Annotated in this window: 23 protein-coding genes; 16 read left to right on the plus strand and 7 right to left on the minus strand. The window is 58.2% G+C overall.

The features are described from left to right. Window positions 1–42: 42 nt before the first annotated feature. The 4 genes from rpoH to ftsY all read right to left on the minus strand — a co-directional run bounded on the left by rpoH (window position 43) and on the right by ftsY (window position 4,032). Window positions 43–933 (minus strand): RNA polymerase sigma factor RpoH, encoded by an 891-nt coding sequence (gene rpoH, locus hmeg3_RS03340; protein ID WP_050476444.1) that lies wholly within the window; start codon window positions 931–933, stop codon window positions 43–45. Between the two features lie 340 nt (window positions 934–1,273). Next, window positions 1,274–2,197 (minus strand): permease-like cell division protein FtsX, encoded by a 924-nt coding sequence (ftsX, locus tag hmeg3_RS03345; protein WP_094562475.1) that lies wholly within the window; start codon window positions 2,195–2,197, stop codon window positions 1,274–1,276. Further along, the gene (locus hmeg3_RS03350; protein WP_094562476.1) at window positions 2,194–2,886 is read right to left on the minus strand and encodes a cell division ATP-binding protein FtsE; all 693 of its coding nucleotides are present in this window, start codon (window positions 2,884–2,886) and stop codon (window positions 2,194–2,196) included. Before hmeg3_RS03350 ends, ftsX begins: the two co-directional genes overlap by 4 nt. Window positions 2,887–2,949: 63 nt before the next feature. Then, the gene (ftsY, locus tag hmeg3_RS03355) at window positions 2,950–4,032 is read right to left on the minus strand and encodes a signal recognition particle-docking protein FtsY (protein ID WP_094562477.1); all 1,083 of its coding nucleotides are present in this window, start codon (window positions 4,030–4,032) and stop codon (window positions 2,950–2,952) included. Between the two features lie 173 nt (window positions 4,033–4,205). On the opposite strand from ftsY, the gene hmeg3_RS03360 reads away from it, so the two are divergent. The 9 genes from hmeg3_RS03360 to hmeg3_RS03400 all read left to right on the plus strand — a co-directional run bounded on the left by hmeg3_RS03360 (window position 4,206) and on the right by hmeg3_RS03400 (window position 12,659). Beyond that, complete coding sequence (locus hmeg3_RS03360) at window positions 4,206–5,597, plus strand: pitrilysin family protein (RefSeq protein ID WP_094562478.1); 1,392 nt, start codon at window positions 4,206–4,208, stop codon at window positions 5,595–5,597. 94 nt (window positions 5,598–5,691) lie between these two features. Next, window positions 5,692–6,366 carry a ParA family protein gene (locus hmeg3_RS03365; RefSeq protein WP_094562479.1) on the plus strand — a complete coding sequence of 225 codons (675 nt, stop codon included), beginning with the start codon at window positions 5,692–5,694 and terminating at the stop codon, window positions 6,364–6,366. Window positions 6,367–6,406: 40 nt separating this feature from the next. Further along, window positions 6,407–7,723 (plus strand): pitrilysin family protein, encoded by a 1,317-nt coding sequence (locus tag hmeg3_RS03370; protein WP_094562480.1) that lies wholly within the window; start codon window positions 6,407–6,409, stop codon window positions 7,721–7,723. 3 nt (window positions 7,724–7,726) lie between these two features. Next, entirely contained in the window at window positions 7,727–8,365 is a 639-nt protein-coding gene (gene rsmD / locus hmeg3_RS03375; RefSeq protein WP_094562481.1) for a 16S rRNA (guanine(966)-N(2))-methyltransferase RsmD, read from the plus strand. Window positions 8,366–8,415: 50 nt separating this feature from the next. Then, the gene (gene coaD / locus hmeg3_RS03380) at window positions 8,416–8,904 is read left to right on the plus strand and encodes a pantetheine-phosphate adenylyltransferase (protein ID WP_007879597.1); all 489 of its coding nucleotides are present in this window, start codon (window positions 8,416–8,418) and stop codon (window positions 8,902–8,904) included. Between the two features lie 72 nt (window positions 8,905–8,976). Then, complete coding sequence (locus hmeg3_RS03385) at window positions 8,977–9,234, plus strand: YfhL family 4Fe-4S dicluster ferredoxin (RefSeq protein ID WP_094562482.1); 258 nt, start codon at window positions 8,977–8,979, stop codon at window positions 9,232–9,234. Window positions 9,235–9,436: 202 nt separating this feature from the next. After that, a complete protein-coding gene (locus hmeg3_RS03390; RefSeq protein WP_304441847.1) occupies window positions 9,437–10,093 on the plus strand; it encodes a cysteine dioxygenase in 657 nt (218 codons plus the stop codon). Beyond that, window positions 10,090–11,694, plus strand: coding sequence for a rhodanese-related sulfurtransferase (locus tag hmeg3_RS03395; protein WP_094562483.1), 1,605 nt, complete (start codon window positions 10,090–10,092; stop codon window positions 11,692–11,694). Before hmeg3_RS03390 ends, hmeg3_RS03395 begins: the two co-directional genes overlap by 4 nt. Window positions 11,695–11,771: 77 nt before the next feature. Next, the gene (locus tag hmeg3_RS03400) at window positions 11,772–12,659 is read left to right on the plus strand and encodes a DMT family transporter (RefSeq protein WP_232511847.1); all 888 of its coding nucleotides are present in this window, start codon (window positions 11,772–11,774) and stop codon (window positions 12,657–12,659) included. Window positions 12,660–12,666: 7 nt separating this feature from the next. Here hmeg3_RS03400 and hmeg3_RS03405 read toward each other — a convergent pair whose 3' ends face one another. Both hmeg3_RS03405 and hmeg3_RS03410 read right to left on the minus strand, forming a co-directional pair. Beyond that, the gene (locus hmeg3_RS03405) at window positions 12,667–13,761 is read right to left on the minus strand and encodes a diguanylate cyclase (RefSeq protein WP_094562485.1); all 1,095 of its coding nucleotides are present in this window, start codon (window positions 13,759–13,761) and stop codon (window positions 12,667–12,669) included. Window positions 13,762–13,878: 117 nt separating this feature from the next. After that, window positions 13,879–14,793 carry an SAM-dependent methyltransferase gene (locus hmeg3_RS03410; RefSeq protein WP_094562486.1) on the minus strand — a complete coding sequence of 305 codons (915 nt, stop codon included), beginning with the start codon at window positions 14,791–14,793 and terminating at the stop codon, window positions 13,879–13,881. Window positions 14,794–15,239: 446 nt separating this feature from the next. On the opposite strand from hmeg3_RS03410, the gene hmeg3_RS03415 reads away from it, so the two are divergent. Further along, window positions 15,240–16,376 carry a multidrug effflux MFS transporter gene (locus hmeg3_RS03415; protein ID WP_232511982.1) on the plus strand — a complete coding sequence of 379 codons (1,137 nt, stop codon included), beginning with the start codon at window positions 15,240–15,242 and terminating at the stop codon, window positions 16,374–16,376. Between the two features lie 115 nt (window positions 16,377–16,491). On the opposite strand, the gene ychF is transcribed toward hmeg3_RS03415, so the two are convergent. Beyond that, window positions 16,492–17,583 (minus strand): redox-regulated ATPase YchF, encoded by a 1,092-nt coding sequence (ychF, locus tag hmeg3_RS03420; RefSeq protein WP_094562487.1) that lies wholly within the window; start codon window positions 17,581–17,583, stop codon window positions 16,492–16,494. 312 nt (window positions 17,584–17,895) lie between these two features. Between ychF and hmeg3_RS03425 the strand changes: the two genes are divergently transcribed. The 6 genes from hmeg3_RS03425 to hmeg3_RS03450 all read left to right on the plus strand — a co-directional run bounded on the left by hmeg3_RS03425 (window position 17,896) and on the right by hmeg3_RS03450 (window position 21,964). After that, window positions 17,896–18,699, plus strand: coding sequence for an ABC transporter ATP-binding protein (locus hmeg3_RS03425; protein ID WP_094566112.1), 804 nt, complete (start codon window positions 17,896–17,898; stop codon window positions 18,697–18,699). Next, a complete protein-coding gene (gene mlaE / locus hmeg3_RS03430; RefSeq protein WP_094562488.1) occupies window positions 18,696–19,475 on the plus strand; it encodes a lipid asymmetry maintenance ABC transporter permease subunit MlaE in 780 nt (259 codons plus the stop codon). Before hmeg3_RS03425 ends, mlaE begins: the two co-directional genes overlap by 4 nt. 130 nt (window positions 19,476–19,605) lie before the next feature. Further along, complete coding sequence (gene mlaD, locus hmeg3_RS03435) at window positions 19,606–20,082, plus strand: outer membrane lipid asymmetry maintenance protein MlaD (RefSeq protein WP_094562489.1); 477 nt, start codon at window positions 19,606–19,608, stop codon at window positions 20,080–20,082. Next, window positions 20,079–20,792, plus strand: coding sequence for a VacJ family lipoprotein (locus tag hmeg3_RS03440; protein ID WP_094562490.1), 714 nt, complete (start codon window positions 20,079–20,081; stop codon window positions 20,790–20,792). The genes mlaD and hmeg3_RS03440 overlap by 4 nt, the downstream gene beginning before the upstream one ends. 192 nt (window positions 20,793–20,984) lie before the next feature. Next, window positions 20,985–21,620 (plus strand): phospholipid-binding protein MlaC, encoded by a 636-nt coding sequence (locus hmeg3_RS03445; protein ID WP_094562491.1) that lies wholly within the window; start codon window positions 20,985–20,987, stop codon window positions 21,618–21,620. Between the two features lie 59 nt (window positions 21,621–21,679). Then, complete coding sequence (locus hmeg3_RS03450) at window positions 21,680–21,964, plus strand: lipid asymmetry maintenance protein MlaB (protein WP_094562492.1); 285 nt, start codon at window positions 21,680–21,682, stop codon at window positions 21,962–21,964. The last annotated feature ends 81 nt before the right edge of the window (window positions 21,965–22,045 follow it).

Raw genomic sequence — 22,045 nt, forward strand, 5'->3', positions numbered from 1 at the left:
CTCAAAGAGCGCCTTTTTCATTACGACTGATTACTTCGCAGATCAGGAAAACGCCTGCAGCGCGCCCTTCATCTTTTTCAGCGCAACCGCTTCGATCTGGCGAATCCGTTCGGCAGACACGCCGAATTCATCAGCCAGTTCGTGCAATGTAGCGCCGCTGCCGTCGTCGTTGGCCAACCAGCGTGCTTCCACGATGCGGCGTGAACGATCATCCAGCTTGCTCAACGCTGCTTCCAGACCTTCCGATTGCAGACGGTCGTATTGCTTGGCTTCCATCACGCGAGTCGGTTCGCTGTTGTCCGAGGACAGGTAAGCGATCGGTGCGAATTTGTCGTCTTCGTCGTCGGTCGGCGCTTCCAGTGCAACGTCGCGGCCGGACAGACGGGTTTCCATCTCGATGACTTCTTCACGCTTCACGTCCAGCGTCTTGGCCAACGCGTCGACTTGCGCCGGCGTCATGGCGTCCAGACCTTCCTTGTGGCTGCGCAGATTGAAGAACAGTTTGCGTTGGGCCTTGGTGGTCGCTACTTTGACCAAACGCCAGTTCTTCAGGATGTACTCGTGCATCTCGGCCTTGATCCAGTGCATCGCGTATGACACGAGACGCACGTTTTGATCCGGATCGAAGCGTTTGACCGCTTTCATCAGGCCGATATTACCTTCCTGGATCAGGTCGGCATGCGGCAGGCCGTAACCCAGATAGCCGCGGGCGATCGAGACCACCAGGCGCAAGTGCGACAGCACCAGTTTTTGCGCTGCAGCGAGGTCATTTTTGTCGCGCAGACTTTGCGCCAGCGAAACTTCTTCAGCCTGCGTCAGCATAGGCAGGCGATTGACGGCCGAAATGTAGGCGTCAATATTGCCCAGGCTGCCGGAGAAGCCGAGCGCAAGCGCATTGGTCTCGACGGGCATAAGTGCAGTAGCTGATTTCATTGATTCTCCTTGGTTCCTAAATGAGGAAGCGATGCGTAACGATGGTACGTAAATACAGCAATGCTTTAAAGCTGGAGTATTTCTATCAACTATTCTAGCACTCCTTCCAGGGGAGTGCTAATAACGAATTTGGAAGGAAGGAATAGCTAATTTCTATGGTTGCTTTTGATGCAATTGGCTTTCATCGCAAGAATTAGAGGGGATCTGAGGGCCAAAGTTGCTTCTTTCAAGAAGAAAGCTGTAACAATTTTTGCAAAGCAACAATGAACAAAGGCCGTCATTTCTATCGAAAAATGACGGCCTTAATGAAGCGGGAACGCCGAAGCGACGAGGAGTTTGGTCAGGTCAGCCGGGACAGATGCCGCTTGACCGACAACATGGCGCCAAACAGGCCAAGCAGGGCGCTGGCGCCAAGCAGGAAGGCGATGGCTTCGATGCTCGGTGCCGCCAGACGGAACTCCGAAGCATAGAGGCGGGCGAAATCGGTGATGGCCAGATTCAGCGGCTGCAATGCCAGTACCACCAGTCCCAGCGCCAGACCGCCTGCGCACAGGCCCAGCAGAGCGCCGGTGTAATAGAACGGGCGATGGATGAAGGCGTTGGTGGCGCCCAGCAGGCGCGAGACCTCAATCTCCTCATACTGGGTCATGACCTGCAGACGGATGGTGTTGAACACCACCGCGACCACGACCGCACCCAGTGTGATACCGAGGAACAGCAACACCAGCCGCAAGATGCGCAGCAGTGCCGCCAGGCGCTTGACCCAGGCTGAATCGATCTGAACCGTGTCGACGCCGGGCATGGCTTTGAGCTTCTGAGCGATGTCATCGACACGGCTGGCGTCCATGGCATTCTGGAATCCTGAGAGTTTCAGGACATAACTGTCCGGCAAAGGATTCGATCCCAGCGTTGCCAGTACGTCATTGAGGCCGGTCTTGCTCTTGAGTGAGTCGAAGGCTTTTTCGCGTGGTGTGAATTCCACCTTGGCTGTGCTGCCGCTGCTTTGCAGGATGCTATTGATGGTGCTGCTCAGCGCTGTAGCCTTGTCGCGCGAGACGTCCATTTTCAGGAAGATACTGATTTCCGGCTCGACGGCGAGCTGCTCAGACACCGGTCGTACGTTTTCCAGCACGGTCAGGCCGGCGAAGGGCAATGCCAGCGCAATCGAGACCACCAGCACATTGAGTACGAAATTGCCAGGCGAACGCAGAAGATGGCTAAAAGCATCGGCGAAGGCGAAGAAATGTTGACGCAGCCAATTCATTGAGAAATCTCCACCGGATGGCTGACGCCATTGTGCCAGCCGTCAACGATACGGCCGCGGTCCAGATAGACGATGCGGTCGGCGCCGGTCAGGTATTGCTCGTCATGCGTCGAGATCAGACAGGTCACGCCGACGCCGTGGAAGGACTTGAGCGCGGCAAGCACCTTGTTGGCGTTGTCCCGGTCGAGGTTGGCGGTTGGTTCGTCAGCCAGGATGATTTGCGGGCGGTTGACGATGGCGCGGGCAATCGCCACGCGCTGCTGTTCGCCGCCGGAGAGTTCTTGCGGACCAGAAGCTGCCTTGTCGAGCAGGTCGACCTTGTCCAGCGCAGCGCGGGCGCGTTTCTCGGCGTCCGAGCGGGCGGCGCCGGTCACGATCAGCGGCAACATGACGTTGGACAGGATGCTGCGGTCTTGCAAGAGGCGTTGCTGCTGGAAAATCAGGCCGAGATTGCGGCGCAGATACGGCATGCCGGAAGGCTTGATGGTATTGATGCTCTGGCCGTTGACGCTGAGCGTGCCGCTGCTCGGGCGCTCCATGGCGGCGATCATTTTCAGCAAGGTGGATTTGCCTGCGCCGGAGGGGCCGGCAAGGAACAGCAATTCGCCTTTTTGCACCGACAGCGTGATATCGCGCAAGGCGAACACATCGCGCGAGTATTGTTTGGAGACCTTGGCGAATTCAATCATCGTCGGTTGTTTGATCTTTTCTTTTTGGCGTATTTCAGCTTTGTGTATCGATTAACTTATTTGTTAACTTAGCAACGCATCCACGAATTCTTCGGCGTCGAAAGCTTGCAGGTCGTCGATTTGTTCGCCCACGCCGATGAAGTACAGCGGCACCGGACGGGTTTTGGCGATCGCCGCCAGGATGCCGCCTTTGGCGGTACCGTCCAGCTTGGTGACGATCAGCCCGGTCAGGCCGAGCGCATCGTCGAAAGCCTTGACCTGCGCCAACGCATTTTGGCCGGTATTGCCGTCAATGACCAGCAGTACTTCGTGCGGTGCGGTGTCCATGGCCTTGCCGATGACGCGTTTGATCTTCTTCAGCTCGTCCATCAGGTGCAATTGCGTCGGCAGGCGGCCGGCGGTATCGACCATGACGACATTGGTGCCGCGCGCCGTGGCCGAATGTACGGCGTCGTAGGCGACTGCGGCTGGGTCACCCGATTCCTGGGAAATCACGGTAATGTTGTTGCGCTCGCCCCAGATCGTCAGCTGTTCGCGCGCGGCAGCGCGGAAAGTGTCGCCGGCGGCCAGCAGCACCGATTGGTCATGTGCCTGCAAATGCTTGGCCAGCTTGCCGATCGTGGTGGTCTTGCCGGCGCCGTTGACGCCCGCGATCATCATCACCAGCGGTTGATGGCGGCCCAGCACCAGCGGTTTCTGCAACGGGCGCAGCATGTCGATCAGCAGCGTACGCAGGGCCTGACGCACCTGGTCGGCTTCGGTCAATTTTTCGTCCCTGACTTTTTTCTTGAGCGAATCAAGCAGGAATTGAGTTGCCTCGACCCCGGCGTCCGAGACCAGCAGGGCCGACTCCAGCTCTTCATAGAGATCGTCGCCGATCTTGGCGCCGATGAACAGCGTGGTCAGGTTGCTGGAGGTTTTGGACAGGCCGCTCTTGAGACGGGCCAGCCAGGAACGCTTGGCTTCCGGGGAGGGCGGCGCGGATTCGACGATTTCGACGATTTCCTCAGCAACAGGCGCGGAGACGGGCGCAGGTATTTCAGGTGTCGTCGCGACAACAACGGGAACGGCGACAGGTACAACTGGCGCGGCTTCTTTGGCGACGACGGGTTCTGGCTGGGGCTTTTTCTTGAAGAAACTAAACATCGGATGCTGGGCTGATTCGTCGAATGTGGCTGCGGTGTCGGATGAGGGCGCGTTTCCATGGTTTCCCGGAGGGAAAAGCGCGATGAACAAGGTACAATTGGCCAGCCTTATGCCCGGATACTGCCGTCCGGGCCGTCCTTGGCCAGCCCCCGCATTCTATCAGAGCACAGCGAATGAAATTGAAGATCAGCGCAATCCTGTCGACCGGTTTGTTATTTGGCTGCCTGGCGGCCTTGGGCCCCGCTGCTCTGGCCCAGTCCGCACCTTCCGTCGCCTCGGAGTTCATGCTCAAAAACGGCATGAAAGTGATCGTGAAAGAGGATCATCGTGCGCCGACGGCAGTGCAGATGGTCTGGTACAAGGTCGGATCCATTGATGAGACCAACGGCACCACCGGCATCGCGCACGCCCTTGAACATATGATGTTCAAGGGCACCAAAAAGCACAAGACCGGCGAATTCAGCCGTTTGGTCGCAGAACTGGGCGGCAGAGAGAATGCCTTCACCAATCGCGATTACACCGCCTATTTCCAGCAGGTCGAGCACACTCGCCTGGAAGCTGTCATGGCGCTGGAAGCGGACCGAATGCGCAATTTGCAATTCGACAAGAGCGAGTTCGCCAAAGAAATCCGTGTCGTCATGGAAGAGCGTCGCTGGCGCACCGACGACCAGCCGCAAGGCTTGATGAGTGAGGCACTGCACGCCGCAGCCTTCGTCGCGCATCCGTATCATCATCCTGTGGTCGGCTGGATGGACGATCTGCAGAACATGACCATCGCCGATATCGAAGCCTGGTATCGCCGCTGGTACGCGCCCAACAACGCTACGCTGGTGGTCAGCGGCGATGTCAGCGCCGACAAGGTGGTGGCGATGGCCGAGAAGTATTTCGGCAGCATCCCGGCCAAAACCATCGTGCGCGGCAAGCCGCAAAACGAGCCTGAACAACACGGCCTGCGCCGCGTCACCGTCAAGGCGCCGGCCGAGAATCCCTACGTGATCCTGGCCTTCAAGGTGCCGAACTTGCGCGACATCGAAAAGGATCAGGAAGCCTATGCTCTGGACGTGTTGTCGGCAGTCCTCGACGGCTACGACAACGCACGTCTGAATGACAAGCTGGTGCGCACCGACAAGGTCGCCAACAGCGTCGGCGCGGGTTATGACGACATCACGCGCGGCCCGACCTTGTTCACGCTGGAAGGCAGTCCGGCCGCCGGCACCACTACCGCACAACTGGAAGCGCTGCTGCGCGCCGAAGTCACGCGTGTCGCGAAAGACGGCGTATCGGAGCAAGAGCTGCAGCGCGTGAAGACACAACTGATCGCTTCGCAAATTTACAAGCGCGATTCCATCTTCGGCCAAGCCATGGAAATCGGCGTGATGGAAATGTCCGGTCTGTCGCACAAGAACATCGATCGCATCGTCGACAAGCTGAAATCCGTGACGCCGCAGCAAGTGCAGGCTGTCGCGCAGAAGTATTTCACCGACGACAAGCTGACCGTCGCCACGCTGGAACCCTTGCCCTTGTCGGGCAAGAAGCTGGGGCCGCCGCCGGGCCCGCTGCGTTGAGCCGCACTGCGCTGGTATTGAATCTGTAGCCTGATTGGATGACGATGTTTGTCCTAAAAACTGTCCGAGCGTTGCACCCTTATGGAGGAAAAACATGCCAGTGATCGTCGTTGCGAACCCCAAAGGCGGCGTAGGTAAAAGTACTCTTTCCACCAACCTGGCCGGCTACTTCGCCAGCCGCGGACATGGCGTGCTGCTGGGCGATATCGATCGCCAGCAATCGGCGCGTGCCTGGCTCAACATCCGGCCACCGGCAGCGACGCAGATCGCCACCTGGGATATCAGCGAAGACTATATCGCCAAGCCGCCGAAGGGCACTACCCATGTGGTGCTGGATACACCGGCCGGCTTGCATGGATGGCGTCTGAATGATGTTCTGAAAATGGCGGACAAGGTGATCGTACCTCTGCAGCCATCGATCTTCGACATTCTCGCCACGCAGGATTTTTTGCGTCGGCTGGCGGAAGAAAAATCCGTACGGCAAGGGGAGATCGATGTCGGCATCGTCGGCATGCGGGTCGACGCACGGACGCGTTCGGCGGATCAGTTGCATCGCTTCATTGAGGGCCTGAACCTGCCGGTGCTGAGCTATCTGCGCGATACGCAGAACTATGTGCAACTGGCAGCGCACGGCCTGACACTGTGGGACATCGCGCCTTCGCGCGTGCAGCGTGATATCGAGCAATGGCAGCCGATCATCGACTGGGTCGAAGGCAAACCGATTCCTGCACCCGCCGTGTCGGCGATCACCATGCCGCCGCAGTCATGACGGTTTTCACGATTTGTATGTTTATTCAGTCAGCAACAAGATGAAAAAATATTGCCTGGTTTGTGCGCTTCTGCTCGCCTGTTTTGTCACGCAAGCGCAGGCCGCTTTGCAGATTCAGTCGTGGTCCTTGCCCAACGGCGCGCGCGTGCTGTTTGTCGAGAACCATGCGATTCCCATGCTCGATCTCAGTGTCGAATTCGATGCCGGCACGCGTCGCGATCCGGTTCGTAAATCCGGTCTGGCATCGTTGACCAACGCCATGCTGACGCGTGGTGCTTCTGCCACTGCGGATGCACCGGCCCTGTCGGAGGCGCAGATTCTGGATGGTTTCGCCGATGTGGCGGCACAGCGCGGCGGCGGCGCCAGCCTGGATCGCGCCGGTGTCACCTTGCGCATGTTGTCGAGTGCTGCTGAGCGCGATGCCGCAGTGGGTTTGCTGGCGCGGACTCTGGCGCAGCCGAGTTTCCCGGTGGACTTGTTCGCGCGCGATCAGGCGCGCACCATCGCGGATGTCAAGGAATCACAAACCAAGGCGGAAGACATCGCCGCCAAAGCATTCTGGGCCGCACTCTATGGCGAACATCCCTATGCACGTCAGGAAAGCGAAGCTTCGGTCGCCGGCATCACACGCGACGATCTGGTGAATTTCCATCGTGCGCATTACGTCGCCAACCACGCCGTCATTGCCATGATCGGCGACGTCACGCGTACGCAGGCTGATCAGATTGCACAACGCCTGACCCAGCAATTGCCGCAAGGCGCAGCACTGCAGGCCTTGCCCGACGTGCTTGCAGGCAAAGCTACAGAACAGCGTATCGCGCATCCGGCATCGCAGTCGCATATCCTGATCGGCATGCCGGCGCTGGTGCGCGGCGATCCGGATTTCTTTGCACTGACGGTCGGCAACTACATCCTTGGCGGTGGCGGGTTTGTGTCGCGCTTGACCAATGAAGTACGCGAGAAGCGCGCGCTCAGCTACAGCGTCTACAGCTATTTTTCTCCACTGGCGCAAAAGGGCCCGTTCCAGATCGGCTTGCAAACCAAACAGGAGCAAACCAACGAAGCGCTTGGCGTGGTGCGCAGCACGCTGGCAACTTATTTGCGAGACGGCCCGACGGCCGCCGAACTGAAAGCCGCCAAGGACAACCTGGTTGGCGGTTTCGCCTTGCGTATCGACAACAATCGCAAGATTCTCGACAACCTGGCGGTGATCGGCTATTACGGTTTACCGTTGGATTATCTCGACACCTGGACAGCCAATATCGGTAAAGTCACCATCGCGCAGATTCGCGATGCCTTCAAGCGTAAAATTGCGCCCGATCAATTGACGACTGTCGTGGTGGGCGAGGCAAATTAAAATATGAGCAAGACTGTAAGAAAACATGGCGCGGCCGTGCATAGCCGCAGCGCACATCAGGTTCGGATTATTGGCGGGCAATGGAAGCGTACGCCGCTCCCGGTGCTGGAAGCGGAGGGCCTGCGGCCGACGCCGGATCGTGTCCGCGAAACCGTATTCAACTGGGTGACGCATCTGATCGACGGCAACTGGGAGCAGGTGAGTTGTCTTGACTTGTTCGCCGGCTCCGGCGCGCTTGGCTTCGAAGCCGCCAGCCGTGGCGCGCCGCGCGTCGTGATGGTTGAAAACCACACACCGGCGGTGCGTCAGCTTGAAGCGAATAAAGAAAAACTGCAGGCCGCGCAAGTCGAAATTCAGCGCGGCGACGCCTTGGCGCTGTTGCAGGGATTGAGCACGCGCACCACAACTGCCAACGGATTTAATCTTATTTTTGCCGATCCGCCGTATCATCAAAACTGGTTGGCGAAAATCATGCCGATATGCGAGCAACTGTTGGCGTCCAAGGGCCTGATGTATGTGGAATCAGAGCATTCCCTGGAGGGCGATGCACTCCCGGACTGGATGGCGCCGTGGGAAGTTGTTCGGGCCGATAAGGCAGGTGTGGTGTTTTATCACTTATTGCAGCGCAAAAACATCGGTTAATTCAGGCATAATGCGCGTTCTGATTGCTTAGCTGGTGAGGAGAGACCCTGATGGTAACAGCAGTTTATCCGGGAACATTCGATCCGTTGACACGTGGCCATGAAGATCTGGTAAGACGCGCATCGGGATTGTTTGACAAGTTGGTCGTAGGCGTAGCGGACAGCAAAAACAAGAAGCCGTTTTTCTCCCTTGAGGAGCGCCTGTCGATAGCAAATGAAGTATTGGGACATTACCCCAATGTCCAGGTGGAAAGTTTTTCCGGCCTGCTCAAGGATTTTGTGCGGCAAAACAATGCCCGCGTGATCGTGCGCGGCTTGCGTGCGGTATCGGACTTCGAATATGAATTCCAGATGGCCGGCATGAATCGTTATCTGTTGCCTGACGTGGAAACCTTGTTTCTGACCCCGTCGGACCAATATCAATTCATATCGGGCACGATTGTGCGTGAAATCGCCCTGTTGGGCGGCGACGTATCGAAGTTTGTATTTCCATCAGTCGAAAAGTGGCTGAAGGAAAAGATGGCGAAGATGGATCTGTAGCTGATGTGTAATTGCCTTGTCTGCATCCTTTGCGGGCAAGGCAGTTTGGTTGAAAAGAGAGCGGAGTAATTTATGGCACTGATGATCACTGATGATTGCATTAACTGCGACGTCTGCGAGCCTGAGTGCCCGAACGAAGCGATCTACATGGGGCCGCAGATCTATGAAATCGACCCCAACAAATGCACCGAATGCGTCGGCCATTTCGATGAGCCGCAATGCCAGCAAGTCTGCCCGGTCGCCTGCATTCCCTTCGATCCGGCCTGGCGCGAATCCAAGGAACAACTGATGGTCAAGTACGAAACCCTGCAAGCCGGGGCCAAGGCCTGATCGGTTTCCGCCCGTACCTTACGTCGCCCGCACGGCAGCTCTTCCACCATATCTGTCACCTTTCCGTGGCGTCATAAGAAAATCCTGCTTGCTTATAGGCAGTCCGTATTTCTGCTTCGCTGTCCTGGCGCGGTATCATCATCGTTCGCCATTTCTTTTGCCGTTCTGCGGCTGATTCCTGTGCGCACCGAACCGGCTGCGCATGAACGGTCGCCTTGCCGAGAAAGCAGCCATGCCCAATCATCAGCGTCTACGTCATTTCATCACCTCGTTTGCGGCTTTGCTGGAACGAGAGCCCGGCGAAGCCGACATCATTCGCGAAGGCTCATCGCTTCTTCGCGAGCTGGTCGCCGTCGACGATTGGTTGCCGGAAGCTTACGCTCAGCCGGATCCCGAGCGTTATCGCCAATACCTCTTGCACGTTGACTCGGCGCAGCGGTTTTCGGTGGTGAGTTTTGTCTGGGGGCCGGGCCAGCAAACGCCGGTGCACGACCATACCGTGTGGGGATTGATCGGTATGCTGCGCGGTTCGGAATATTCGCAATCCTATCGGCGGCAGAACGACAATGAGGACGGCAATGCGGGTGCGCTCCTGCCTTTCGGAGAACCGATACAATTAACGCCCGGCATGGTGGAAGCGGTATCGCCGCATGTGGAGGGACTCGACGACATCCATCGCGTGCGTAATGCCTACGATGACAAGGTGTCGATCAGTATCCACGTGTATGGCGCCAACATCGGCGCGGTGCATCGATCGGTGTACCCGCCGGATGGCACACGCAAGGAATTCATTTCGGGTTATTCAAACACGACCTTACCTAATATTTGGGATCTGTCCCTGGAGACGAAAACAAGATGAGCAGCATCAGCCACACCAGCATTCCCACCCGCAGCTTCCAGCAAGTCCGAGAAGATCTTTTGGCGCGCCGCGAGATCGCACTGGTCGACGTGCGCGAAGAAGCGCCGCACGCCGAAGCGCATCCGCTGTTCGCCGCCAATCTGCCGTTCTCGCATCTGGAGCTGTTGGCCTATGCGCGCATTCCGCGCCGCGACACCGCCATCGTCGTACTCGATGACGGCGAAGGTCTGGCGCAACAATCCGCCACCCGTTTCATCGCGCTCGGCTACAGCAACGTCAGCATTCTTGAGGGCGGTGTCACAGGCTGGAGGGTGGCAGGCGGCGAGTTGTTTCAAGACGTCAACGTACCCAGCAAATCCTTTGGCGAACTGGTGGAAAGCAAGCGCCACACGCCGTCCTTGTCGGCGCAAGAGGTCAAGGCTCTGCTCGACGCAAAAGAAGATGTGGTCGTGCTGGATGCGCGCCGTTTCGATGAATATCAGAACATGAATATTCCGACCTCGGTCAGCGTGCCGGGTGCCGAGCTGGTCTTGCGCGTGCGCGAACTGGCGCCGGATCCCAACACCCGCGTCATCGTCAATTGCGCCGGCCGTACGCGCAGCATCATCGGCACGCAATCGCTGGTCAACGCAGGTATTCCGAATCAGGTGCATGCGCTGCGCAACGGCACCATCGGCTGGACGCTGGCGGGACAACAGCTGGAGCACGGCAACAGCCGTCAGTTCCCGGTCGACGTCACTGCGCAAACGCGCGCCCAGGCAGCCAGCGATGCACGCGCGGTTGCGGATCGCGCCGGTGTCAAACGACTCGATCAGGCGGGCTTGCAAGCTTTTCGTGCGGACATTACGCGCACGACCTATCAGTTCGACGTGCGCACGCCGCAGGAATATGAGGCAGGGCATTTGCCGGGATTTCTCAGTGCGCCCGGCGGGCAACTAGTGCAGGAAACCGAGTCCAACGCCACCGTGCGTGGCGCCCGTATCGTACTGGCCGACGACGATGGCGTACGCGCCAATATGACTGCATCGTGGCTGGCGCAGATGGCGTGGGAAGTATACGTACTCGACGGCGTGACGGTGCAGCAATTGTCCGAACAAGGCCCGGTTAAACGTGAGTTGCCGCCTGCACCGCAGTCGGAAAAAATCTCGCCGCAGACCCTGGCGACCTGGCTGGAGCGCAAGGACGGCACCGTCGTCGTCGATTTCGCCACCAGCGCCAACTACGTCAAGCAACATATTCCCGGCGCCTGGTTTGCCTTGCGTTCGCAATTGCCGCAGGCGCTGGCAAACTTGCCTTCCGCTGAGCGTTATGTCGTTACGTGTGGCAGCAGCTTGCTGGCCGCGTATGTGATCGGCGACCTGGCCGCGCTGACCGACAAGCCGGTGTTCTTGCTCGACGGCGGCGACAACGGCTGGAAGGCAGCCGGCTTGCCGATCGAGACTGGTGAAAGTGCACTGGCTTCACCGCGCATCGACCGCTACCGCCGGCCTTATGAAGGCACCGACAACCCGGCCTCGGCCATGCAGGCTTACCTCGATTGGGAATTTGGCCTGGTCGAGCAGCTTGGCCGGGACGGCACCCATGGGTTCTACGTGATATAGAGTATTTCTGCAGCGCAAATCGAGAACAGCGCGACCCGATTACAATGACGGTCGCGTTTTCTTTTCTGCAGGACTCCATGCAACCTATTCCGCCGCGGGCCGTCGGTGCTTTGCTCGTCAACACGACCATCTGGGGCTTGTCCTGGATTGCCTTCAAATCCCTGCAGCAGCAGGGCATCCATCCGATCTGGTCGACTGCGATCATATTTTCGTTCTGCACGATCTGGCTGTTGCTGCTCAAACGCAAATCCATCGCCGAGCTGCGCAAACATCCCGAGCTGCTCTACGTCGCTGTGGCCTCCGGCGTCAACAATATCGCCTTCAACGGCGCGGTAGCCTTTGGCGATGTGGTGCGCGTGGTGTTGCTGTTTTATCTGATGCCGATCTGGGCCGTGATTCTGGCACGTCTGGTGCTGCATGAGCCGATTACCCGGCCTGCCGTACTACGGATCGCACTGGGACTGTTCGGCGCGCTGATCGTGTTGTATCAGCCAGCCATCGGCGTGCCTTTGCCGCACGATCTGGCCGACTGGGTGGCCTTGCTCGGCGGCTTGAGTTTTGCCTTCAGCAATGTGATGCTGCGCCGTTTGCATGGCGTGGCCGACGGGGCGCGCTCGATTGCGATGCTGGGTGGTGGCGCCGTGTTGTCGCTGGTGCTGGGCGCCGCCCTCGCGGTGACCGGCGTAATTGCGTGGCCGGCTTCCATCGGTGCGCCATCGGTGCCGACATTGGCATTGTGGTCGGTACTGTTCATGATATCCAACCTGTGCCTGCAATATGGCGTGGCGCGTTTGCCGGTCAATATCACGGCGGTCGTGATGCTGGTGGAAATCATCGTTGCCGCGGCGTCGGCGTGGTGGATGGGGGCGGCGGAATTGCGGGTGCAGGATTTCATCGGCGGCGCGTTGATCATTGCCACGCCATGGCTGATTCGCGACAAGCGAGCGCTGCCGTCAGGGCACTGACACTTCTTTACTCTGCCAGCACGACGCGGTTGCGGCCGCTTTCCTTGGCGCGGTAAAGCGCTTCGTCGGCGCGCGCGACCAGCTTTTGGCGCGCGATGTCGGCCGGGATACTGCGATCCGGCGGCATTTGTGCAGCAGCGCCGATAGACACGGTGATCTGCAAGGCTTCGTCGGCGCCCGCAATCAGGATCGGTTGCTGTGCAACGCTGGCGCGAATGCGTTCGGCGATGCGTGCGGCGTCTTGCACGGTTGCCTGCGTCAGGAGCACGATGAATTCTTCACCGCCGTAGCGGCCGAGCGAGTCGCTCAAACGCAATTCTTTCTTGATGCGTGTCGCCACTTCGCACAATACGTCGTCGCCACTTTGATGGCCGAACTTGTCGTTGACGCGCTTGAAATGATCGATGTCGATGAACAGGCAGGACAAGGCGGAACGCTCGCGCTGTGCGCGGCCGATTTCTTCCTGCATGCGTTGTTCGATGTAGCGGCGGTTGTTGACGCCGGTGAGCGGGTCGGTCAGACCGATGTGTTTCAGGCGCTCGTTGTTGATGACGTTTTCGAGGCAGATGGCGACGACCGAGGCCAGGCGCTCGATGAAGTCGGTCGCCAGATTGCCGGTAAAACGTCCTTCGTGGGCGCTTCCCAGCGCCAGACAGCCGATCGGATTCTGATGGCGCATGAGCGGCAGCACCGCCACGCTGGCGGGCTGATAACTCGGAAACAAGGGCTTGTGCAGCGCCGCGTTGTAGGCGCCCAGCGTCGGCTTGTCTTGCGGCAGCGGCGTGCTGCCTTCGACGTGGAACAATAAATTGGGATATTCATCCAGACCGATTTGCAGATCCTGCAGGATGCGCCGGATATCGAAATCGTGGTCGATCAGGGTGAGGGTGACAATTTCCAGATTGAAGGTGTTCGGCATCAGCAGCGAAACCGTTTCAATCAGGTCGCGGAATTCGCCGGAACCGATCAGGCGCAGGTCGAAAGCCTGGTGACGCTGCATGATCTGCTGGTTGATGCGCGCCTGTTCCAGGAGATCCTGCATCTCAGCATGCAACTGCTGATTCTCTTCGATCAGTGCTTGAGTGTCGACAGCGCTTTTCATCTTTGATCCGGTCTTGCAGCCGTTCTTTTTTCCCTAACGTGGTGCATCCCGCTCCACGTTCCCTGTTGCCCGCGGCGCCGTATTGAGTCGGCGTTACGAGGGCGCACAAGCTTACCATTACTGCGCTGCGGATGGCGACAGGCCGGTAAAAAATCGTTCGCCCATTTCTTCCAGTCCGAGCGATTGCAAGACCTCCTGCAGGCGTTCAGTCGGACGTTTGCGCGGCAGGTCTTTGTAGCGGGCGATGATCAGTTCGTTCTTCATCGAGTGCTCCCAGCCGACCAGTTCGGTGACGCTGACTTGATAGCCGTGCGCTTCCAGTTGCAAACAACGCAACACATTGGTGACCTGGCTGCCGAATTCACGCGTATGCAGCGGATGGCGCCACAGTTCGGTCAGGGAAGTGCGGCCCAGGGACTGGCCCTTGTTGCGGTTGAGCACCGAGGCAACTTCTGCCTGGCAGCATGGCACCAGCACCACGAATTGCGCGCGTTTTTTCAGGGCGAAGTGGATGGCATCATCGGTGGCGGTGTCGCAGGCGTGGAGTGCTGTCACGACATCGATCTGCTCCGGCAGGGCGGAAGATTCGATCGAATCGGCCACCGACAGATTGAGAAACGACATGCCGGGGAAACCGAGGCGTTTCGCCAGCTCGGTCGACTTCTGCACCAGTTCTTCACGGGTCTCGATGCCGTAGATGCGCGACGCGCCTTCCAGCGATTTGAAGAACAGGTCATACAGGATAAAACCGAGATAGGACTTGCCCGCGCCATGATCGACCACGCTGACGTCGGGATGATGGCTGCGGATTTCCTGCAGCAACGGTTCGATGAATTGATAAAGATGGTAGACCTGCTTCAACTTGCGGCGGCTGTCCTGATTCAGCTTGCCGTCGCGCGTCAGAATGTGCAGCTCCTTGAGCAGCTCGATCGACTGGCCGGGACGAATTTCCGGGGCAAGGTCGGTGGGCGGGGCATCGCCCTTGTCCTTGTTTTTTTGCTGACCTGCTGGCCTTGCGTTTGGCTTGCTCATATCGTTGCTGCTGGAGTGGTCGGGATGCTTGCATTGCCGCACAGCGGGACAGTTTGCGTCCGGCGCGGCATTGAAACCCGGGAATGAATGGAGAGCGCGATTTTACCAGCAGTTCGCGGGATACGGCGTCAGCGGAAAGGACGGTTGCCGCAGGCTATTATTTAGTGTCTCTGCAGCAATACGAGGATCGGCGGATAATTGGGTATCCGTCTGGAAATGTCTTGGCTCGTTCGGCCATAGCCACTGTTACCCCGTCCTAGGCGCACCGGCAATCTGGTGCGCCTAGGATTGTTTTGTGCGCCATCCTGAAAGCGATCATGTCTTTGAATCAACCCGCCGTGTCGGTCACCGCAACTGTCACCGCAACTGTCGCAGCACCTGCCCCTGTCTTGCAGCAGGAAGCATCCAGCCACAGTTTGCACATCCTGGCCATCCTGAGTGCGCTGATGGCCTTTGCCTCGATTTCCACCGATCTTTATCTGCCTGCCTTACCGGCGATGGAAGTCGCTTTGCACGCCGACGCCGGCAAACTGGAATGGACGCTGTCCGGTTATCTGGTCGGCTTTAGTCTGGGGCAGCTGGTCTGGGGGCCGGTCAGCGATCGCTACGGCCGGCGCTTGCCGGTGGCGCTGGGGTTGATACTGTTCATCATCGGCTCGGCCGGCTGCGCCATGTCGACTACCGCCGACATGATCATCGGCTGGCGCGCGGTACAGGCTGTCGGTGCATGCGCGAGCGTGGTGCTTGCGCGCGCCATGGTGCGTGATCTGTATTCCGGCCATCGCGCGGCGCAGATGATGTCGACGCTGATGACGGTGACGGCAATTGCGCCGTTGGTGGGGCCGGCCCTGGGCGGGCAGATTCTACAATGGTCGTCCTGGCGCGCCATTTTCTGGACCTTGGTCGGCGTCGGCGCTCTGACGCTGGTAGCATTGTCCAGATTGCCTGAGACCTTGCCTGCATCGCGCCGGTCGCAAGAGCCGCTGCGCCGCGCGATCATGCGCTATGGCGAATTTTTGCAGCATCGCCGCGTGCTCGGCTATGCCGGCGCAGGTGGATTTTTCTACGGCGGCATCTATGCCTACCTTGCCGGTACGCCGTTCGCTTACATCACCTACCACCATGTGTCGCCGCAGTTTTACGGCGTGCTGTTTGGCGGCGGCATCATCGGCATCATGGCGACCAACATGCTGAACTCACGGCTGGTGCATCGTATCGGCAGCGATCGTCTGCTGCGCGGCGGCACTGCGGTAACAGCGCTGTCTGGACTGTGGCTGGCGCTGGATGCGACAACCGGATGGGGCGGGGTAGCGGGATTGGTGGCGCCATTGTTCTTGTTTGTTGGCGTGACCGGTTTCATTGTCGCCAATTCCATCGCCGGTGCGCTGGCCTGCTTTCCTGAGCGCGCCGGATCGGTGTCGGCGCTGGTTGGTGCGATTCAGTATGGCACCGGTATTCTTGGGTCGGCGCTGGTGGGGGCCTTTGCCAATGGCACGCCCGCCCCGATGGGCTGGGTGATTGCGGTGATGGGCGTTGGCAGTTATTTGTGCGCACGCTTTCTGGTGCCGCATGCCACGGACTGATTCGGCATCTGATCTCCGGTATCCGATGCCTGAAACGAAAAGAGCCGCATGATTTCTCATGCGGCTCTTTTTTTTGACCCGGTCAACCTCGATCGGACGTCAATCAGACGCTGGTTTAAACGTTGAACAAGAAGTTCATCACGTCGCCGTCCTTGACGATGTATTCCTTGCCTTCGGCGCGCATCTTGCCTGCTTCCTTGGCGCCTGCTTCGCCCTTGAAGGCGATGAAGTCTTCGTAAGCGATGGTTTGTGCGCGGATGAAGCCGCGTTCGAAGTCGGTGTGGATCACGCCGGCGGCTTGCGGGCCGGTGGCGCCGACCGGCACCGTCCAGGCGCGGACTTCCTTGACGCCTGCGGTGAAGTATGTTTGCAGGCCGAGCAGCTTGAAACCGGCGCGGATCAGGCGATCCAGGCCTGGCTCTTCCATGCCCATGTCGGCGAGAAATTCCGTCTTGTCGGCGTCGTCGAGGTCGGCGATTTCCGATTCGATGGCGGCGCAGATGGCGACGATCGGTGCACCCTGTTCTTTGGCGTAGGCGGTCAGCAAGTCCAGCAGCGGGTTGTTGGTGAAACCTGTGTCGGAGACATTGGCGACATACATGGCCGGCTTGGCCGTGATCAGGCACAGCGGCTTGATCAGCGCCATTTCTTCAGCGTCCAGACCCAGCGCGCGCACCGGCTTGGCGTCGTCCAGTGCAGGCATGATACGTTCCAGCAGAGCAACCAGCTTGGCGGCGTCCTTGTCGCCCGAGCGGGCTTTTTTCTGTTCGCGATGGATGGCTTTTTCGACGGTACCCATGTCGGCCAGCGCCAGTTCGGTCTGGATCACGGCGATGTCGTCCAGAGGGCTGACCTTGCCGGAGACGTGGATGACGTTCGGATCTTCAAAGCAGCGCACGACGTTGACGATGGCGTCGGTTTCACGGATATGCGACAGGAACTGGTTGCCCAGGCCTTCGCCTTTGGACGCGCCGGCAACCAGGCCAGCGATGTCGACAAATTCAACTGTTGCCGAAAGGATACGCTCCGGCTTGACGATTTCTGCCAGTGCCTGCAAGCGTGGATCGGGCACTTCGACCATGCCGACGTTCGGTTCGATGGTGCAGAACGGATAGTTCTCGGCGGGGATGCCCGCTTTGGTCAGGGCATTGAAGAGGGTCGATTTACCGACGTTGGGCAGGCCCACGATGCCGCATTTGAGGCTCATGACAAAATTCTTTCTTAATCAAAAGCGGTATTGTAGCAAGTCGGGCCGCCTAACTATAGCTTTAGGCGCGGTTTGGCCGCCGGCAGGCGACGGCATTTGCAAGATGAGGGAGATTGTCGGGGAATTTGCCGAAAACATGGCAAGAATGCCGCAACGCACCAGGAATGGTGCGTTGAAGTGTTTCCAATTTGTTTCTGTATGTTAAAAGACCCGTCTGGCGTTGGTTTGTATTTACACTCGCTATGGCCTGATCAAAAGCAATTGTTCTTTTTGCTCTACAATGTCGCCTTTGGAGAATTCTTGGTATCCGTCTTGCCTAACATCGTAGAAATCCGAGACTTACACTTTGGTTATGGGGATCGCCCGATTCTGTCGGGCCTCCGCATGGACTTCCCGCGTGGAAAAGTGATCGCCGTCATGGGCGGTTCCGGTTCCGGAAAAACCACGATCCTGCGCTTGATCGGCGGCCAGTTGCGGCCGCAGTCGGGCAGCCTCACCGTGGACGGTCAAAACGTACCGGATTTGAATACTTCCGATCTCTATCTGTTGCGTCGCAAGATGGGCATGCTGTTCCAGAACGGCGCCTTGTTCACCGACATGACGGTGTTCGACAATGTCGCCTTTCCTTTGCACGAACACACCAATCTGCCGGAAGAACTGATTCGCGACCTGGTGCTGCTCAAACTCAATGCGGTCGGCCTGCGCAATGCCGCTGGTCTGAAGCCGGCCGAGATTTCCGGTGGCATGGCGCGCCGAGTGGCGCTGGCACGCGCAATCGCGCTCGATCCGGCGCTGATCATGTACGACGAGCCGTTTGCCGGGCTTGATCCGATTTCCATGGGCGTGACCGCCAATCTGATTCGCAAACTCAATGACGCACTGGGATCGACGTCGATCCTGGTGTCGCATGACGTCAATGAGTCGTTCGGGATCGCGGATTACGTCTACTTCCTGTCGGAAGGCAAGATCGTCGCGCAAGGTACACCCGACGAGATGCGCGCTTCGCAGGATCCTTACGTCAAGCAATTCGTGCACGCTGAGGCTGATGGCCCGGTGCCGTTCCACTATCCGGGCCGTTCGCTGGCAGACGACGTCGGCCTGGGAGGGCAGCAATGATTCTCGATTTTTTCGCTAAGCTCGGCCGGTCGTTGCGCGAGTTTGTGCTGGGACTTGGCTTTGCCGCGCGCATGTTCTGGACAGTGGTGCGTTCGTCCGGCGGTCTGTGGCGCCGTCCGCGCCTGATCACGGATCAGATCCACTTCATCGGCAACTATTCACTGGTGATCATTGCGGTTTCTGGCTTGTTCGTCGGTTTCGTGCTGGGTTTGCAGGGCTACTACACGCTGAATAAATACGGCTCCGAACAGGCGCTGGGCTTGCTGGTGGCCTTGTCGCTGACGCGTGAACTCGGTCCTGTGGTGACGGCTTTGCTGTTCGCCGGTCGCGCCGGCACCTCGCTGACGGCGGAAATCGGCCTGATGAAGGCAGGTGAGCAACTCTCCGCGATGGAAATGATGGCGGTCGATCCATTGCAGCGTGTGATTGCACCGCGTTTCTGGGCAGGTGTTGTTGCCATGCCCGTGCTGGCGGCAATTTTTAGTGCTGTCGGTGTGATCGGTGGTTATATTGTGGGTGTGCTCATGATCGGCGTTGATGAGGGCGCATTCTGGTCGCAAATGCAGGGCGGCGTTGATGTCTGGAACGACATTGCCAACGGCGTGCTCAAGAGCGTAGTTTTCGGTATTGCGGTAACCTTTGTTGCCCTATATCAAGGATATGAAGCCAAGCCGACGCCCGAAGGCGTTGCGCGGGCAACGACACGCACCGTGGTGATCGCTTCGCTGATGGTGCTGGGACTGGACTTCTTGCTGACTGCGCTGATGTTCAGCTAGGCAAGACGGAAGTCAAATAAGCATCAGGCAAGAACAAGTGAGAGGGCAAGTCTGCAAACAAGTTCATCATGGATGACGCATCATGAACTTCGCAGCGCAGACTTCGGATTGATTTTTAGGATGGCTAGGTATGCAACGTAAAACATTGGACGTATGGGTGGGTTTGTTTGTCTTGCTGGGCGCAGCAGCTTTGATTTTCCTGGCGCTGAAGGCCGGCAACATGAGCTCGTTCTCGTTCAGCCAGAAGACATACGCAATCACCACCAAGTTTGACAACATCGGCGGCCTCAAGGCGCGCGCGGCGGTCAAGAGCGCCGGTGTCGTGGTGGGGCGCGTTGATTCGATCAGGTTCGACGACAAGACATTTCAGGCAGTGGTCACACTCAACATGGATGAGCGTTACCAGTTCCCAAAGGATAGTTCAGCCAAGATCCTGACTTCAGGTCTGCTTGGCGAGCAATACATCGGTATCGAGCCGGGGGGTGATGTAAAAAATCTGGCGACAGGCGACACGATCAAGCTGACACAATCGGCGATCGTGCTGGAAAACCTGATCAGCCAGTTCTTATATAGCAAGGCAGCAGAGGGAAAGGATAATTCAAAATGAAATACGCAGCTCGCATCAGTACGCTGGCCATGGTTGCCGCGCTCAGTGGTTGCGCAACTTCGAACAACCCGAACGACCCGCTTGAAGGTTTCAATCGCGCGATGTTCAGTTTCAATGACACCGTCGACAAGGTGGCATTGAAGCCTGCCGCGCAGGCGTATCAATTCGTCTTGCCGGAGTTCGTGCAGACCGGTATCGGTAACTTCTTCGGCAATATCGGCGACCTGTGGTCGGCCGTGAACCAGATTCTGCAGGGCCGCGTTGAAACCGGCGTGACCAGCTTCATGCGCGTCGCCGTCAATACGACTTTCGGTCTGGGTGGTGTGCTGGACGTCAGTACGGAAGCCCGCCTGACGAAGCAGAAATCCGATTTTGGCCAGACGCTGGGCAAGTGGGGCGTAGGCTCCGGCCCTTACGTTGTGCTGCCATTGCTGGGTCCGTCGACGATCCGCGATACCGCTGCTTTGCCTGCCGATTTCTATGGCGACCTGTGGAGCTACAAGAAGCCGGTGCGCTGGCGTAACGTAGGCAGCGTGGTTCGCGTGATCGACAAGCGTGCGCAACTGCTGGACGCTTCCAATCTGCTGGAAGATGCTGCTTTGGATAAATACGACTTCGTGCGCGATACCTATCTGCAAAGCCGCCAGTCACAGATTGACGGCAACAAGGATGATGGCAAGTCCAGCAAGGAAGAAGTCATCAAGCCGTAACATCAGCATCAGCAACACTGCTGTAACAAGCCGGGCGCTGCAAATGCGCCCGGTGTCACTTGAAAAACCGGAGACTGTCACCAAGTTGTATCTCCGGTATCCGTTTGGAACCGGCAACGCCTTGCCGGCTCCACTTGTGGCAAAGTGGTCGCCATGGTTGGCGCAACCAGTTAATGAATGGATCTACAGACTATGAACATGCTCTCTAAATTATTGGCAATCGCCCTGTCGGTTTCTGCGCTGACATTCGCCTCCGCAGCCTCCGCGCAAGAAGCGCCGGACGCTCTGGTCAAGCGCATCAGTGATGACGTGCTCAATACCGCCAAGACCGACAAGGACATTCAGGCCGGCAACATCAGCCGTATCGTTTCCCTGGTCGAAGAAAAAATTCTGCCTTACGTTGACTCCGAGCGCATGACTTCGCTGGCAGCCGGCCGCTACTGGCGCCAGGCCACACCGGAACAGCAAAAACAGCTGATCACCGAATTCCGCAGCTTGCTGATTTACACCTACTCCGGCGCGTTGTCGCAAGTGCGTGACCAGAAGATCGAATACAAGCCATTGCGCGCTGACCCGGCCGATACGGAAGTCGAAGTCCGTTCGCAAGTGATCCAGTCGCGCGGCGAACCGATCCAATTGAGCTATCGCCTGGAAAAACTGGCCAACGGCTGGAAGCTGTATGACGTCAACGTCATGGGAGCATGGCTGGTGGAAGCGTACAAGGGCACGTTCCAAAGCGAAATCACCAAGGGTGGCATCGATGGCCTGATCAAGAGCCTGTCGGACAAGAACAAGCAACTGGCTTCCCGTTCTTCCGCCAAGAAATAAGCTAAAAACAAGCCAAGCTGCAATCGTTACACTTGAGTAAAACCACAGGAAATCTTGCCATGTTCAAACCAGCCGCCACGCTGACCGTCGACAATGCCAGTGCCACACTGGCGGCAGGCTTGCAAGCGATTGCAGGCGGCCAGTCGGTGATCGACCTGAGCGCTGTGGCAACAGTGGACTCGTCTGCTGTGGCAACATTGCTGGCCTGGCAACGTGCAGCAAAACAAAAAGGCCTGACTTTGCAATTCGGCGTTCTGCCGACCAATCTGCAAAGTCTGGTCGATTTGTACGGTGCCGCCTCCTTGTTGGGTGCACCGACCTCTGCCTCAGACCGACATCACTGATCTCCTTCCTGTTGTCATCGGACCATCAGGCCGATAGCCGACGTTCCTCTTTGCTTGGCCGTTCCGGCTGCAAGATCGGAA

It is taken from the genome of Herbaspirillum sp. meg3, assembly GCF_002257565.1.
In the GTDB taxonomy this organism is placed as follows: domain Bacteria; phylum Pseudomonadota; class Gammaproteobacteria; order Burkholderiales; family Burkholderiaceae_D; genus Herbaspirillum.